This is a genomic window from Ketogulonicigenium vulgare WSH-001 (assembly GCF_000223375.1).
GTDB classification, from domain to species: Bacteria; Pseudomonadota; Alphaproteobacteria; order Rhodobacterales; family Rhodobacteraceae; genus Ketogulonicigenium; species Ketogulonicigenium vulgare.
In genome coordinates this window covers 1,008,158-1,022,876 of record NC_017384.1, presented here as the reverse complement: position 1 = coordinate 1,022,876, position 14,719 = coordinate 1,008,158, and the positions used below count along the sequence as shown (strand labels likewise).

The following is a 14,719-nucleotide window of genomic DNA, read 5'->3' as shown; positions in this document are numbered from 1 at the left end:
GGTCAGGACTCTCGTGTTTTGGGGTTGCGGGCGTCGTTATAGGCGATCGAGACAAGCGTTGCCGCGACGACCAGAATGAGGATCGCGATCGAGGGGAAGAACGTCGCCCACCACGCGATGGTCAGCGAGCCAGAGCGTTGCGCGTTATACAGCACCGTGCCCCAGGACCATGTTTCCGGATCGCCAAGGCCAAGGAAGGCGAGCCCGGCCTCGGACAGCACCGCGCGCGAGGCGGTCAGCACCACCGCCACGATAATGATCGGTGCAACAGCGGGCAGGATATGGCGGATGATAATCCACAGATGCGAGCCGCCAATCGTCCGCGCCGCATCGACATAGGGCAGTTTGGTAACCGACAGCGCCTGAGAGCGCACCACGCGCGCAACCTCCGGCCATGAGAACAGCGCGATCACCACGATCAGCGTTTGCAAAGACGGGCCGACCAGCGCCGCGATCAGGATCATCAAGGGCAGGACGGGCAGGGCAAGCGAGACATCGACCAGCATCGACAGCGGCGCATCCAGCCGTTTGGCATAGGCGGCCAGCACGCCCACCGCCACGCCGATCATAATCGCAAGGCTGGATGCGGCAAAGCCGATGGTCATGCTGATCCGGGTGCCCCAGATGATCTGGGCATAGATATCGCGGCCCAGATCATCGGTGCCAAACCAGTTCTCGGGGGATGGCGGCATCAGGATATTGCGGCCATAGCCGCTGGGAAATTTCGCCAGATAGGGTGCTAGGATGGCAATTGTCGCCAGCACCAGCAAAATGATGGCCGATGAGATCCCAAGTGGGTTTTTGCGAAAGGCGCGCCATGTGCGGGCCGCAGGGCGAATATCGGCGGTTGGGGTTATATCACTCATCAGCTGCGCACCCGTGGGTCAAGAATGCCGTAAATCAGATCGGTCAGCAGGTTGGCGACCACGACAGTTGCCGCCAGCAGCACGAAGGCGCCCTGCAGAACGGGAAAGTCCATTTGCCCGACCGCCTCGTAGATCGCGCGACCGATGCCGGGATAGGCATAGATCGTCTCGGTCAGCACGGCGCCGCCGACCAGAAAGCCCAGTTGCAACCCGATCAGCGTGGTCGTCGGCAGCAGCGCATTGCGCAGCGCATGTTTCCAGACGACGCGGCGCTCGCTGGCACCTTTGGCGCGGGCAAGGTCGCAATATTCCTCGCCCAGTGTCTCGATCAGGGTCGAGCGCAGCGTCAGCACGTAACCGGCAAGGCTGGACAGCACCAGCGTCATGCACGGCAGCACCATGTGATGCGCGATGCTAAGATAGCGGTCAAATCCAACAGCGCGGGGGTTTACCGCACCGCCGATGGGAAACAATCCCGCCATCAGGCCCAGCGTATACAGCAGCAAGATGCCGATCGAGGGGACAAAGATAGATTGACCCACGATCCCAACCACTTGGACCGCGCGATCGGCCCATCCCCGCGCACGCGTCGCCGCCAGAACCCCCAATGGAATGCCCAACAGGATCGTGAAAACCAGCGCACTCGAGGTCAGCAGCAGCGTCCACGGCAACCGTTCAAACAGCACTGTCGTCACGGGCTGCGAGCGCAGGAATGACACCCCGAGGTTGCCCTGCGCCAATTCGCGCATATAGGCGACATATTGTGTGGTCAGCGGCTGATCGAGACCGAAATCCGCCAACATTTTTGCACGAATTTCCTCGGTCATCTCCGGGCCGGAGACCACCAGAACGGGGTCCCCGGGCAGAAGGCGCACCAAAAAGAAGGTCACAGTGACCGCGAACCAGAACGTCAACAGTCCGCGGCCAACGCGCCATCCGATATAGCCAAGTATTTGCACGAAGGCCTCAGTTCACGGGCTTGATCGAGGCAAGCGACAGCGGGTTGATGATCGACAGCAGATCCGAGGGCTGCGGCACCACGCCTTCCCAGTTGTCGCTGTTATAGGCGAACTGGAATGTCTGATAATACAATACGTTATCATAGACATTCTCGGCCGCGTAGCGTGCGATTTCATGCGCGATCGGGCGGGCGGCATCGGGGGTCGGGGCGGTTACCAGACGGTCCAGCATTTCCTCGATCACCGGATCGTTGATATTGCCGTAGTTGATATTGCCATTCGCGCGGAAGATCAGCGGCATATACGAGGGCGGCGCCTCCATCACCCCCCACGAGCCGGCATAAAGGTCGAAATCGCGGTCACGGGCGCGTTGCAGATAGGTGTTGCGCTCCATCCCCGACAACTCGATCCGGATACCCGCCTCGGCGCTAGAGTCCTTGACGATCTGCACCCAGTTCGCGACCTCACCCGCGGCCTGATCATAGATGACCGAGAAGGTCAGCCCATCATAGAACCCATCGCCATTGGCATCGGTATAGCCCGCATCCTCGAGGATCTGGCGCGACAGCGCCGGGTCAAAGGCGTATTCCTGCGCGTCGGGATCGGCCCAGAAGGCAAGCGCAGGCGAGATGACCGACGAATTCGTAGATGTGCCAAGACCTTGCAGCGCAATGGCGCGGATCGCATCGTAATCAACCGCATGGGCCAGCGCCTGACGCACGGCAAGTTCGTCCAGCATGTCGCGGCTAAGGTTATATTGCAGATGCGCCCATCCCAGCGAGGGCACCTCGACCAGTGAAATCCCCGGCGCAGTGGCCAATGTGCGACCGATTGCGGGCGGGATCGGGTTCGCGATCACATCCAGCTCGCCCGCGCGCAGGGCAAGAGCTTGGGCGTTCAGATCGGGGAAAACACGGTATTCCAGCTCGTCGACATGGGCCGAGCCATTCTCGACCAGCGGATAATTCTCGACTTTCACAAAGCTATAACGCTGACCGCGTTCGAACCCGGTCATCACAAAGGGGCCGGCAGACACCCAATTGGCGTCATTGGCAAAGTCCTTTACGCCGGTCTCGGGGAAAACATGGCTGGGGACGATGGGCATCCAAAAGCCGATGTAATCCAAAAAGATCGCATCGGGGCTGCGCAAGGTGAATTCGACGCGGGTATCCGAGACGGCGTTGACAGCCTCCATCCCGCCCAGCTTTGCGGCGAGGTTGCCAAGGGATTCGGCCTTCACCACCGTCACAGTATAGGCGATGTCGGCAGCGGTCAGGGGCGTGCCGTCCGACCAGGTCATATCACCCCGAATCTCGAACCAAGCGGTCAGGCCATCCTCGGAATAGCCCCAATCGGTGGCGACCAGCGCGCTGGTCGTGCCGTCATCATGCATTTGCATCAGGCGCGGATACATCAGATTCGTGACCCAGGTGTCGGTTTTACTGTTTCCGACCAGAGGGTTGAAGTTGACGACATCTGTCGTTGTGCCAACCGTCAGCAGGCTTTGCGCCTGCGCCGCCCCTGCAAAGGCCAGTCCCAGCACCGACGTTGCTGCCAGCAGAGCCAACCGGCGGCTTGCTGCATGATTTTTCACAACTTCCATAAAAATTCTCCCGTTGGTTCATCTGTTGAAACATATTTTTATTGAATGCATCGTGCGCTTGAGGAAATGTGGCTGTCAAGCTCCCGTTTGACGCCACGTGATTCACCGCAGCGCTGGAAAGGCTGATTGATGACAAAAACAGCGACGAAAGATCTGGCTTTGCAGGTCGCGGGGTTGAACGTCCGTTTCAAAACCCTGCGCGGCGTGGTCGAGGCGGTGTCAGATGTCTCATTTGATCTGCCATCGGGATCGGTACTGGCGCTGGTTGGCGAATCCGGTTCGGGCAAGTCGGTCACCGCGAAATCCATTATGGGACTGGTGCGTGCAAACCATGCCGAGGTATCGACCCGGACCTTGCAGCTTTGCGGTCAAGATCTGAAAACCATGAGCGAGGAGGGCCGCCGCCGTTTGCGCGGCGCGCAGATCGCGATGGTGTTTCAAGATGCGCTGTCCGCGCTGAACCCGGTCTTGTCGATTGCCGATCAGTTGGGCGAGCTGTTTCGCATTCACCGTCAGGCCAGCCGACGCGAGGCGCGCGAGCGGGCAATCGAACTGCTGCGCCTTGTCCGTATTCCCAATGCGGAAAAACGGGTGGATGACTATCCGCACCAGTTCTCGGGCGGTATGCGCCAGCGGCTGCTGATTGCGGCGGGGATCGCGCTAAAGCCGCAAGTTTTGATCGCCGATGAGCCGACAACCGCGCTGGATGTGACGGTTCAGGCGCAGATCCTTGATTTGCTGGATGAATTGCGCAGCGCCATGGGCATGTCGGTGATGATCATCACCCATGATCTGGGTGTGGTCGCCCGTATCGCCGAGGAGGTCGCCGTGATGTACGGCGGCCGCATTGTCGAGCGGGCAGGGGTCGAGGAGATATTCGATGCGCCGCGCCATCCCTATACGGCGGCGCTGCTGGCGTCGGCACCGCGTATTTCCTCACGTGCGCGCCTGACGCCTATTCAGGGCACGACACCGGTGTTGATCAACCCCAAACCGGGTTGCGCTTTTGCGCCGCGCTGTGCCTATGCGACGCCGATCTGCGTCAACGAACGCCCGCTGCTGACACCCGATGGCGCGCCCCATTGCTATGCTTGCCACCATCCCATGCCCGAGGTCGAACATGCTTGATCACACCGACGCCCCCTTGTTCGAGGCGCGGGGCCTCAGCAAAAGCTTTCGCGCTGGCGGCCATATCACCGGCAAAAAGTTCAACGCCGTCAAAGACGCGTCGCTTAAGCTCTACCGCGGTGAAACATTGGGAATCGTGGGGGAATCCGGATGCGGTAAGTCGACATTGGCCCGCATGTTGGTAGGGCTAGAGGTGCCGGACGGCGGGGATGTGTTGCTGCGGGGGCAGGCGCTGGTGCGCGATAAGGCCAGCCGCCGGGCGGTGCAGATGGTGTTTCAGGACCCCTATCTGTCGTTGAACCCGCGCCTGACGGTGATGGATATTATTGCCGAGCCGTTGGATGTGCATGGTCTGGCACGCGGCGCGGCGCGCAAGGCGCGCGTTGGGGAATTGCTGGATGCGGTCGGCCTTGATCCGCAGGTCTCCAGCCGTTTTCCGCATGAGTTTTCGGGCGGCCAGCGCCAGCGGATTGGCATTGCGCGCGCACTGGCGGCAGATCCGCAAATTTTGGTTTGCGACGAGCCGGTATCGGCGCTGGACGTCTCGGTGCAGGCGCAGGTGGTCAACCTTTTGATCGACTTGCAGGCCCGGTTCGGGCTGTCGATCATCTTTATTGCGCATGATTTGGCGGTGGTGCGCGCGATGTGTCACCGCACGATGGTGATGTATATGGGGCGCGTGGTCGAGGTGGGCGACACTGACACGGTGATGCAGCATCCAAACCACCCCTATACCCAGATGTTGCGCCGCTCTGCGCTAGAGCCCGACCCGCGCGCCGCGCGCCTCGCCAGGGGCACGACGCCAAAAGGCGAGCCACCAAACCCCGCAAATCTGCCGCAGGGCTGCGTCTTTCAATCACGCTGTCCGCTGGTTTTCGCAACCTGCCACCAGGCCGAGCCTGACCTGTTGGCGGTGGGGGATCAGGGAAAAGCGGCGTGCTGGCACCTAGAGGCGCGATGATATAGCGGCGCGGCCCGGCGGGTGTCATACATCTGCATTTAGCGATGCGATGACCCTATACCGCAAGCCTATGGGCCCGCGTGATAAATGGCGTTCATCGCATTTCACGTATGCATGGTCATATGGGGAGGCAGCCTGCTTTACGCCGCATGGCTCCGGCGGTAGGGATCGAACCTACGACCAATTGATTAACAGTCAACTGCTCTACCGCTGAGCTACGCCGGAATATGCGGGGTGGGCTATTTGATGTCAGCCGTAGCAGCCAACGCACCACCTTGTTTTATATTTTCAAACCAAATCCTTGGTTGAAAATGGCTCCGACGGTAGGGATCGAACCTACGACCAATTGATTAACAGTCAACTGCTCTACCGCTGAGCTACGTCGGAACATGTGGGGTGTATAGCTAGGCTGTTCCGGCCCGTCTAGGGCATTTTCACGAAAAATACGCATAACCTAAAGTCAGTGACACTGAAACTTACCCTTTGCAATCTTTCAAGAATTCCGCAGATTCACCGTAAGAGGAGGGATCGGTCATGTTCGAATTTCTAAAGCGGTATATGCCACGCAGCCTTTACGGGCGGGCGGCGCTGATTTTGCTGCTGCCGATTCTGACGTTGCAGGTGACGATCTCGTTGGTGTTCATCCAGCGCCACTTTGAACAGGTCACAACCCAGATGACCGAATTTTTGATCGTCGATCTGGCGCATCTGGTCTCCTATTACGATGACGGCGATCCGTTGGCGCTGGCGCAGGCGGCGAATGTGGCGCGTGCCCTGCGGTTTGAAATCGAAGACCCGGCACTGGCCCAACAGATGCAGGAGGATCGCGTCGCGTTCGAGGATCTGTCCGGGCGGGCCCTGATCCGTACATTGCATGATAGCCCGTTGCCGATCACGCATATTGACCTGACCCATCCGCGCCGCGTGTTTGTTGCGCTTGATACCAACAGCGGCCCCTATGTTGTCAGTTTTGAACGGCGCCGGATTGCGGCCTCGAACCCGCATCAACTGCTTGTTCTGATTATTGTCCTGAGTGTTCTGCTGACCTTTATTTCCTATGTGTTCCTGCGCAATCAACTGCGCCCGATCAAACGCCTGTCCGAGGCCTCGTTGGAATATGGCAAGGGCAGGGTGATCCCCTATCGCCCCTCTGGCTCGACCGAGGTGCGCGCGGCCGGCGCCGCCTTTGTCGAAATGCGCAACCGGATCGAGCGGCAGGTACAGCAGCGCACACAGATGCTGTCGGGCGTCAGCCACGATCTGCGCACACCGCTGACGCGTCTCAAACTGGGCCTGTCGATCAGCGATGATCCCGAAGCGGTCGAAATGCTGAAGGATGTCGAGGAAATGGAACATATGCTGGACGCGTTCCTGGACTTTTCCCGCTCGGATGCCGAGGCCGCGCTGGAATATGCGGACCCGGTTGCACTGGTGCGTGATACGGTCGCCAAGGCGCAAAAGCTGGGACAGGTTGTGCTGACACAAACGGCAGGTGTCGGCATGGTGCAGTTGCGCCCCGATTCGATCCGTCGCGCGCTAGAGAACCTGATCGGCAATGCGCAGCGTTACGCCGATCAGGTCCAGGTTAGCGTGCTGCTGAACGAACGTAATCTGCGCATCATTGTCGAGGATAACGGCCCCGGTATTCCAGCGTCGCTGCGCGAGGACGCGATGCGGCCCTTCGTGCGCCTTGATCCTGCGCGCAATCAAGATCAGGGATCGGGCGTCGGCCTTGGCCTTGCGATTGTGGCGGATGTGGCGCGCAGTCACGGCGGGCAGCTGCGTCTGTCGCAAAGCGAGACCCTGGGGGGCTTGCGCGCCGAATTGGTGCTGGCGCGTTAAAGCGCCATCTCCCACGCCTCGAATTCCAGCGGACGCTCGCGTCGAAAGCGGGCCTCGATCTCGGGGCTGAGGCTGGTCTCGATCTCGGGCGAGATATTCAATCGTGGCAAGGTGATGCGCATGTTCAGGCGCTGTTCCAGAAATTCAATCAGCCCATCTTGGTTCTCATAGCGCGACAGCAGCGTCGTCTCGCGCTTGCCATCGCCATCGAACACGTAAGACGCCTGCTTGCCGACCTTGGCGTAAGGCAGCGGCTTGTCGTTTAGATATTCGGTGACGAAATGGTCAAATGTGATTCCGCGCGTCGAATTCGCATGGCCGATCAAATCCTCGCGGTGGCGATAGCGATACCAGCTAGAGAGCCATGACACCGGCTCGCGGATGACCGCTAATGTTTCAAATCCCTCGCCACCCGAGTTTTCAATTAAAGGATTAATTGTTCTATTATAGCGTGTTAGCTGCATATGCTTAATCGTGGGCGGATTGCGCAGGATCATCGCCGCGCGGGGGGCAAGGAACCCTTCGATGGCCGTCGTTCCCGTCTTTGGCACGGCAAATAGAACCAGCCGCTCTTGCCAGAATACCAGCATAAAATCTCCGTTCGTCATTGAGGCAAATATCGCGCCTCGACGTAAACTATCGGTTAACCAATCTGACGAAAAGCTAGGGATGTCGATTTTACTTGATTTGTTCTCATTTTGGACCGACAACATGAACACATAGTGAACAAACCTCCGATTGCCGCTTGGCAAGGGCTATGGGATAAGGGTGACAACAATGGCAACGGCAGATCTGATTTCGATGATGGACAAGAAGGCTTCCGACAAGCAAAAGGCACTCGATAGCGCATTGGCTCAGATTGAGCGTCAATTCGGTAAAGGTGCGATCATGAGATTGGGCGGGGCGAATGCGCTGCCTGAAATCGAAGCAACCTCAACGGGTTCGCTGGGACTTGATATCGCTTTGGGGATCGGCGGTCTGCCCAAGGGGCGCATCATCGAAATCTTTGGGCCGGAAAGCTCGGGCAAGACGACGCTGACGCTGCATGCGGTCGCGGAAGAGCAGAAAAAAGGCGGCGTCTGTGCCTTTGTGGACGCGGAACATGCGCTGGACCCGTCCTATGCCAAAAAGCTGGGCGTCAATCTGGACGAGCTGCTGATCTCGCAGCCCGATACGGGCGAGCAGGCGCTGGAAATCGTCGATACGCTGGTGCGCTCGGGCGCGGTCAGCATGGTCGTCGTTGACTCGGTCGCGGCGCTGACGCCCAAATCCGAGATCGAGGGTGATATGGGCGACAGCAGTGTCGGCGTCCACGCCCGCCTGATGAGCCAAGCGATGCGCAAGCTGACGGGTTCGATCTCGCGTTCGAATTGTATGGTCATCTTCATCAACCAGATCCGGATGAAAATCGGCGTCATGTTCGGCAGCCCCGAGACGACCACCGGCGGCAATGCGTTGAAATTCTACGCCTCGGTGCGTTTGGACATCCGCCGCATCGGTGCGATCAAGGATCGCGACGAGGTTGTCGGCAACTCGACCCGCGTGAAAGTCGTCAAGAACAAAGTCGCGCCGCCCTTCAAACAGGTCGAATTCGACATCATGTATGGCGAGGGCATCTCGAAACGTGGCGAGATCATCGACCTTGGCGTCAAAGCCGGTGTCGTTGAAAAGTCGGGGTCGTGGTTCTCGTATGGCGATCAGCGCATCGGGCAGGGGCGTGAAAACGCCAAGCAATTCCTGCGCGACAACCCCGCCATCTCGGACGAGATCGAGGGGAAAATCCGCGCGATGAACGGCCTTGATCTGGCGTTTTCGCCCGGTGCGGATGACGACGCGGGCGACGGAAACGATCCTCTGCTGGACTGATCCAGATAAATTTAGCCCCGGTTGAGACGTCAACCGGGGCTTTTTGTATTTCCTGCCCTGCGATGACACTTTACGCCATGGCGGTGCAACGATATGCGAGACATGCAAAAGATAAGGATCATTGGGACGCCATGACCAGCCTCGCCGATATTCGTTCAACATTTCTGAACTTCTACGCCCGCAACGGCCATACCATCGTGCCGTCGTCGCCGCTTGTCCCGCGCAACGACCCCACGCTGATGTTCACCAACTCGGGCATGGTGCAGTTTAAAAACACCTTCACCGGGGTCGAGACGCGCGATTACGTGCGCGCCACCTCGGCGCAGAAATGTGTGCGCGCAGGCGGCAAGCACAATGACCTCGACAACGTCGGCTATACGGCGCGTCACCACACATTCTTTGAAATGCTGGGCAATTTCAGCTTTGGCGATTATTTCAAAGAAAGCGCGATCCCCTTTGCGTGGGAATTGCTGACCAAAGATTTCGGCATCAACAAAGATCGCCTGCTGGTCACGGTTTACCATACCGACGATGAGGCCGCGAATATCTGGAAGAAGGTCGCCGGCCTGTCGGATGATCGCATCATCCGCATCCCGACCAATGACAATTTCTGGATGATGGGCCCGACCGGCCCCTGCGGCCCCTGCACCGAGATTTTCTATGACCACGGCGACCATATCGCCGGTGGCCCGCCCGGCTCGCCGGACGAGGATGGCGACCGTTTCATCGAGATCTGGAATCTCGTTTTCATGCAGTTCGAGCAGTTCGAAGACGGCAGCCGCACCGGCTTGCCCAAGCCTTCGATCGACACCGGCATGGGCCTCGAGCGGATCGGCGCGCTGCTGCAAGGCAAGCACGACAATTACGACACCGATCTGATGCGCGCGCTGATCGAGGCCTCGGCCCATGCGACGTCGAACGATCCCGATGGGCCCGGTAAGGTGCACCACCGCGTGATCGCCGACCATCTGCGCTCGACCAGCTTCCTGATCGCGGATGGTGTGATGCCGTCGAACGAGGGCCGCGGTTACGTGCTGCGCCGCATCATGCGCCGCGCGATGCGTCATGCGCATATGCTGGGTGCGAAAGATCCGGTGATGTACCGCCTTGTCCCGGCACTGGTGCGCGAAATGGGCGCGGCTTATCCCGAACTGAACCGGGCACAGGCCCTGATCGAGGAAACCCTGCGCGCCGAAGAAACCCGCTTCAAGCAGACTCTGGACCGCGGTTTGCGCCTGCTGGATGACGAGCTGGGCCAACTCCCGGGCGATGCCGCGCTGCCCGGCGCGACCGCGTTCAAGCTGTATGACACTTACGGCTTCCCGCTGGATCTGACGCAAGACGCGCTGCGCGAGAAAAACCGCACCGTTGACACCGACGGCTTTACCGCCGCAATGAACGAACAAAAAGCCAAGGCCCGCGCCGCTTGGGCGGGTTCGGGCGAGCAGGCCGATGCCAGTGTCTGGTTCGATCTGGTCGAGCAAAACGGCACCACCGAATTCCTCGGCTATGACACGCTGCAGGCCGAAGGGCAGGTGACGGCCATCGTCGCCCCCGCAGGCGCGCTGATGGAGCGGGCCGAGATCGGCGCACAGGTCCAAGTCGTGCTGAACCAAACGCCGTTCTATGCGGAATCGGGCGGTCAGGTCGGCGATGCGGGCCTGCTGCGCACCGATACCGGCGTGATCGAGGTCACCGATACCAAAAAACACGCGGGCGCTTTCGCCCATATCGGCACCGTGCGCGAGGGTTTTGTCGCAGTCGGCCAAGGCGCTGTCCTGACGGTCGATGCCACCCGTCGCGGCCAGATCGCTGCAAACCACTCGGCCACGCACCTTGTGAACGAGGCTTTGCGCGCAGCGCTTGGCGATCATGTCGCGCAGCGCGGCTCGCTGAATGCGCCCGACCGCCTGCGGTTCGACTTTAGCCATAACAAGGCGCTGTCGGCTGATGAAATCGCCAAAGTGCAGGCCGATGTGAACGCCTATATCCGCCAGAATACGCCGGTCGAGACCCGCGTGATGACGCCGGACGAGGCGCGCGATCTGGGCGCACAGGCGCTGTTTGGCGAGAAATATGGCGATGAAGTGCGCGTCGTCTCGATGGGCCGTCTGGATGGGTCTAACAAAGGTGTCGATAAAAACACCTATTCGCTAGAGCTTTGCGGCGGCACCCATGTCACCCGTCTGGGCGAGATTGGCGCCTTCGTGCTGCTGTCGGATTCCGCATCTTCCGCCGGTGTCCGCCGGGTCGAGGCGCTGACAGGTCAGGCCGCGCTGGATCACTTGGCCGCCCAAGAAGCCGCATTGATCTCTGTCGCCAGCTTGCTGAAAACCAGTGCCGCCGATGTGGTCGAACGTGTCCGCGCACTGGTCGACGAGCGCAAAGCCCTGTCGAACGAGGTCGCGCAACTGCGCCGCGATCTTGCGATGGCGGGCGGTGCCAAGAATGATGTCGCGATCCGCGACGCGGGCGGCGTTTCGTTGCAAGCGCAACTGCTGTCAGGCGTCACCGGCAAAGATCTGCCCGCGCTGGTCGATAGCTTTAAATCCGAGCTTGGCTCGGGCGTCGTGCTGCTGATTGCTGATGTTGACGGCAAGGCTGCGGTTGCGGCGGGCGTCACGGCTGATCTGACCGATAAGGTCTCGGCGGTCGAGGTGCTGCGCGCGGCTGTCGGCGCTTTGGGCGGTAAAGGCGGCGGTGGTCGTGCGGATCTGGCGCAGGGCGGTGCGCCCTCGGCCGAGAATGCGGAAGCTGCGTTTGACGCGGCCGAAGCCCTGATCAAAGGAGTCTGAGATGCCGACAGCTTTGTGGATCGGCCGCATCGACGTCAGTGATGCGGAACGCTACGCCGAATATGCGCGCCTTGCGCCCGCTGCGATTGCGGCCTTTGGTGGCGAATTTTTGGCGCGCGGCGGCAAATACGAAGTTCTCGAGGGCGAGGGCCGTTCGCGCAATGTCGTGACGCGCTTTCCGTCAATGGATGCGGCGCGCGCTTGCTATAACTCGGACGCCTATCAGGCGGCGCTGGCCTTTGTCGAAGGGGCCGCCGTGCGCGATCTGATCATTATGGAAGCGCTGGATTAATCCGCGCCACAACGATGCACGAAAAACCCGGCGGAAACGCCGGGTTTTTTTATTGGGTAAACCGCCCGCAGGCCGCCCAAAAGAAAAGGCCCCCCAAAAGAAAAGGCCCCGGAGTTTCCTCCGGGGCCCGATCATTCAACCGACCGTATTAGCCGATCGACTTGGCATTGCGCTTACGCTCGTTCGAGTCGAGGAAGCGCTTGCGCAGACGGATCGCGACCGGGGTCACTTCGACCAGCTCATCATTGTCGATATAGGCGATGGCCTGTTCCAGCGACATAATGGTGGGCGGCGTCAGACGCACAGCCTCATCCGTGCCCGAAGCGCGCACGTTGGTCAGCTTCTTGCCCTTCAGCGGGTTCACTTCCAGATCGTTCTCGCGCGAATGCTCGCCGATGATCATGCCTTGGTAAACCGGCTCTTGCGGCGAGACGAACATCTTACCGCGATCTTCCAGGTTCCACAGTGCATAGGCAACAGCGGTACCGTCTTCCATCGAGATCAGAACGCCCTGACGACGACCTTGGATCGCGCCTTTATAGGGGGCCCAGCTGTGGAAGATGCGGTTCAAGACGCCCGAGCCGCGCGTGTCGGTCAGGAATTCGCCTTGGTAACCGATCAGACCGCGCGAGGGGACATGCGCGATGATGCGGGTCTTGCCAGCGCCTGCGGGGCGCATTTCGACCAGATCACCTTTGCGCACGCCGGTCAGCTTTTCAACGACCGCGCCGGTGTATTCGTCATCCACGTCGATGACGACTTCCTCGATCGGCTCGATGCGCACGCCGCCTTCTTCTTTCAGAACAACCTGCGGACGCGAGATCGACAGCTCGAACCCTTCGCGGCGCATGTTCTCGATCAGAACGCCCATTTGCAGCTCGCCGCGGCCAAAGACCTCGAACGCTTCGCCGCCGGGGGTGTCTTTGATCTGGATCGCGACGTTAACTTCGGCCTCTTTCATCAGACGTTCGCGGATGACGCGCGACTGGACTTTCTTGCCCTCGCGGCCAGCCAGCGGGCTGTCGTTGATACCGAATGTGACCGAGATGGTCGGCGGGTCAATCGGCTGTGCGGCAATTGCAGTGTCAACCGACAGATCGCAGAGCGTGTCGGCCACGGTCGCCTTGGTCATACCAGCGAGGGTAACGATATCGCCAGCTTCGGCGACATCAATCGGCTGTTGCGACAGGCCGCGGAAGGCAAGGATCTTGCTGACGCGGAACTGCTCGATCCGGTCGCCATCGCGGGTCAGGGCCTTCAGCGTGTCGCCAGCGCGCAATGTGCCAGCCTCGACACGGCCGGTCAGGATGCGGCCGATGAACGGGTCGGCCGACAGCGTGGTTGCCAGCATCTGGAAGGGCTCTTCGCGGCGCGCGATTTGCTTGGGCGGCTCGACGTGCTTGACGATCAGATCGAACAGGGCCGACAGATCTTTGCGCGGGCCGTCCAGTTCCATATCCGCCCAGCCGTTACGGCCCGAGGCGTAGACAACCGGGAAGTCCAGTTGCTCGTCGGTCGCATCCAGCGCGGCGAACAGGTCGAACACCTGGTTCAGCGCGTTATCGGCATCGCCATCGGGCTTGTCGACTTTGTTCACAACAACGATCGGACGCAAGCCCAGGGCCAGCGCCTTCGAGGTCACGAATTTGGTCTGCGGCATCGGGCCTTCAGCGGCGTCGACCAGCAGGCAAACGCCGTCAACCATGCTGAGGATACGTTCAACTTCGCCACCAAAGTCCGCGTGTCCGGGGGTGTCGACGATATTGATGCGCGTGCCGTTCCATTCAACCGAGGTACACTTGGCCAAGATCGTAATGCCGCGTTCACGCTCGATATCGTTGCTGTCCATCGCGCGCTCGGCGACGGCTTGGTTTTCGCGGAAGGCGCCCGACTGCTTCAGCAGTTCGTCCACGAGGGTCGTCTTGCCGTGGTCAACGTGCGCGATAATCGCGATATTGCGAATGTCCATGGGTCTCTCTTTTCAGGAATTGATCGGCGCATAACGTGCTAGGCCTGAAAAGACCAGTAGAAAACGCCGCGCGCGCTGTGATGGTGTATCTAGTGTGTGCTGCTGCTGGAAAAAAGGTTGATGACCAAAACGCCGGCAAGGATCAGGCTGATGCCGATAATGGCCGCCAGATCCAGCTTTTGCCCGAACAGCACCAGCCCGACGCCTGCCACTAGCACGATGCCAACGCCCGACCAGATCGCATAGACCACGCCGACCGGCATGACTTTCAGCGTCATCGACAGCAGATAGAACGAGGCGCAATAGCCGATCACCACGATGACCGAGGGCCAGAGCCGGGTGAATTGTTGACTGGCGTTCAACGCCGAAGTCGCGACGATCTCGAACAGGATCGCCGCGATCAATGTGATGTAATGCGTGGGCATGTCTTTGACCTGT

12 protein-coding genes and 2 tRNA genes are annotated in these 14,719 nt (G+C 60.0%); 6 read left to right on the top strand and 8 right to left on the bottom strand.

Features of this window, described 5'->3' with window-relative positions; all coding sequences use genetic code 11:
* Positions 1–2: 2 nt before the first annotated feature.
* The 3 genes from KVU_RS05085 to KVU_RS05075 are packed head-to-tail and all read right to left on the bottom strand — an operon-like array spanning position 3 to position 3,428.
* The gene (locus KVU_RS05085; protein ID WP_014537722.1) at positions 3–866 is read right to left on the bottom strand and encodes an ABC transporter permease; all 864 of its coding nucleotides are present in this window, start codon (positions 864–866) and stop codon (positions 3–5) included.
* Entirely contained in the window at positions 866–1,825 is a 960-nt protein-coding gene (locus tag KVU_RS05080) for an ABC transporter permease (protein ID WP_014537721.1), read from the bottom strand. The genes KVU_RS05085 and KVU_RS05080 overlap by 1 nt, the downstream gene beginning before the upstream one ends.
* 7 nt (positions 1,826–1,832) lie before the next feature.
* Positions 1,833–3,428, bottom strand: coding sequence for an ABC transporter substrate-binding protein (locus KVU_RS05075; RefSeq protein WP_013384265.1), 1,596 nt, complete (start codon positions 3,426–3,428; stop codon positions 1,833–1,835).
* Positions 3,429–3,557: 129 nt separating this feature from the next.
* Between KVU_RS05075 and KVU_RS05070 the strand changes: the two genes are divergently transcribed.
* Together KVU_RS05070 and KVU_RS05065 are read left to right on the top strand one after the other, a co-directional pair.
* A complete protein-coding gene (locus KVU_RS05070; RefSeq protein ID WP_013384264.1) occupies positions 3,558–4,556 on the top strand; it encodes an ABC transporter ATP-binding protein in 999 nt (332 codons plus the stop codon).
* Positions 4,549–5,517: an ABC transporter ATP-binding protein gene (locus KVU_RS05065; protein ID WP_013384263.1), complete on the top strand. Its 969-nt coding sequence runs from the start codon at positions 4,549–4,551 to the stop codon at positions 5,515–5,517. Before KVU_RS05070 ends, KVU_RS05065 begins: the two co-directional genes overlap by 8 nt.
* A gap of 150 nt (positions 5,518–5,667) precedes the next feature.
* Here KVU_RS05065 and KVU_RS05060 read toward each other — a convergent pair.
* Together KVU_RS05060 and KVU_RS05055 are read right to left on the bottom strand one after the other, a co-directional pair.
* Positions 5,668–5,742 (bottom strand) — tRNA-Asn (locus KVU_RS05060).
* Positions 5,743–5,829: 87 nt separating this feature from the next.
* Positions 5,830–5,904, bottom strand: a tRNA-Asn gene (locus KVU_RS05055).
* 147 nt (positions 5,905–6,051) lie between these two features.
* Here KVU_RS05055 and KVU_RS05050 point away from each other — a divergent pair.
* The gene (locus tag KVU_RS05050) at positions 6,052–7,359 is read left to right on the top strand and encodes an ATP-binding protein (RefSeq protein WP_013384262.1); all 1,308 of its coding nucleotides are present in this window, start codon (positions 6,052–6,054) and stop codon (positions 7,357–7,359) included.
* Here the strand turns inward: KVU_RS05050 and KVU_RS05045 are convergent.
* A complete protein-coding gene (locus KVU_RS05045; RefSeq protein ID WP_013384261.1) occupies positions 7,356–7,949 on the bottom strand; it encodes a gamma-glutamyl kinase in 594 nt (197 codons plus the stop codon). The two genes, KVU_RS05050 and KVU_RS05045, sit on opposite strands and share 4 nt — an antisense overlap.
* Before the next feature lie 187 nt (positions 7,950–8,136).
* Here KVU_RS05045 and recA point away from each other — a divergent pair, with 187 nt between their 5' ends.
* From recA to KVU_RS05030, 3 genes are all read left to right on the top strand, one after another.
* Positions 8,137–9,225: a recombinase RecA gene (gene recA, locus KVU_RS05040; RefSeq protein ID WP_014537720.1), complete on the top strand. Its 1,089-nt coding sequence runs from the start codon at positions 8,137–8,139 to the stop codon at positions 9,223–9,225.
* Positions 9,226–9,356: 131 nt separating this feature from the next.
* Entirely contained in the window at positions 9,357–12,020 is a 2,664-nt protein-coding gene (gene alaS, locus KVU_RS05035; protein WP_060486304.1) for an alanine--tRNA ligase, read from the top strand.
* 1 nt (position 12,021) lies between these two features.
* Positions 12,022–12,312, top strand: coding sequence for a DUF1330 domain-containing protein (locus KVU_RS05030; protein WP_013384256.1), 291 nt, complete (start codon positions 12,022–12,024; stop codon positions 12,310–12,312).
* 148 nt (positions 12,313–12,460) lie between these two features.
* On the opposite strand, the gene typA is transcribed toward KVU_RS05030, so the two are convergent.
* Entirely contained in the window at positions 12,461–14,281 is a 1,821-nt protein-coding gene (gene typA, locus KVU_RS05025; RefSeq protein ID WP_013384255.1) for a translational GTPase TypA, read from the bottom strand.
* An 89-nt stretch (positions 14,282–14,370) separates the two neighbouring features.
* The gene (locus KVU_RS05020) at positions 14,371–14,706 is read right to left on the bottom strand and encodes a DMT family transporter (protein ID WP_013384254.1); all 336 of its coding nucleotides are present in this window, start codon (positions 14,704–14,706) and stop codon (positions 14,371–14,373) included.
* Positions 14,707–14,719 lie beyond the last annotated feature (13 nt).

What these genes read in the sequence shown, in the direction of transcription:
- typA (WP_013384255.1), bottom strand. Translation starts at nt 14,281, where the DNA reads ATGGACATTCGCAATATCGCGATTATCGCGCACGTTGACCACGGCAAG.
- recA (WP_014537720.1), top strand. Translation starts at nt 8,137, where the DNA reads ATGGCAACGGCAGATCTGATTTCGATGATGGACAAGAAGGCTTCCGAC.
- KVU_RS05075 (WP_013384265.1), bottom strand. Translation starts at nt 3,428, where the DNA reads ATGGAAGTTGTGAAAAATCATGCAGCAAGCCGCCGGTTGGCTCTGCTG.
- KVU_RS05070 (WP_013384264.1), top strand. Translation starts at nt 3,558, where the DNA reads ATGACAAAAACAGCGACGAAAGATCTGGCTTTGCAGGTCGCGGGGTTG.
- KVU_RS05065 (WP_013384263.1), top strand. Translation starts at nt 4,549, where the DNA reads ATGCTTGATCACACCGACGCCCCCTTGTTCGAGGCGCGGGGCCTCAGC.
- KVU_RS05030 (WP_013384256.1), top strand. Translation starts at nt 12,022, where the DNA reads ATGCCGACAGCTTTGTGGATCGGCCGCATCGACGTCAGTGATGCGGAA.
- KVU_RS05085 (WP_014537722.1), bottom strand. Translation starts at nt 866, where the DNA reads ATGAGTGATATAACCCCAACCGCCGATATTCGCCCTGCGGCCCGCACA.
- KVU_RS05045 (WP_013384261.1), bottom strand. Translation starts at nt 7,949, where the DNA reads ATGCTGGTATTCTGGCAAGAGCGGCTGGTTCTATTTGCCGTGCCAAAG.
- KVU_RS05050 (WP_013384262.1), top strand. Translation starts at nt 6,052, where the DNA reads ATGTTCGAATTTCTAAAGCGGTATATGCCACGCAGCCTTTACGGGCGG.
- alaS (WP_060486304.1), top strand. Translation starts at nt 9,357, where the DNA reads ATGACCAGCCTCGCCGATATTCGTTCAACATTTCTGAACTTCTACGCC.
- KVU_RS05020 (WP_013384254.1), bottom strand. Translation starts at nt 14,706, where the DNA reads ATGCCCACGCATTACATCACATTGATCGCGGCGATCCTGTTCGAGATC.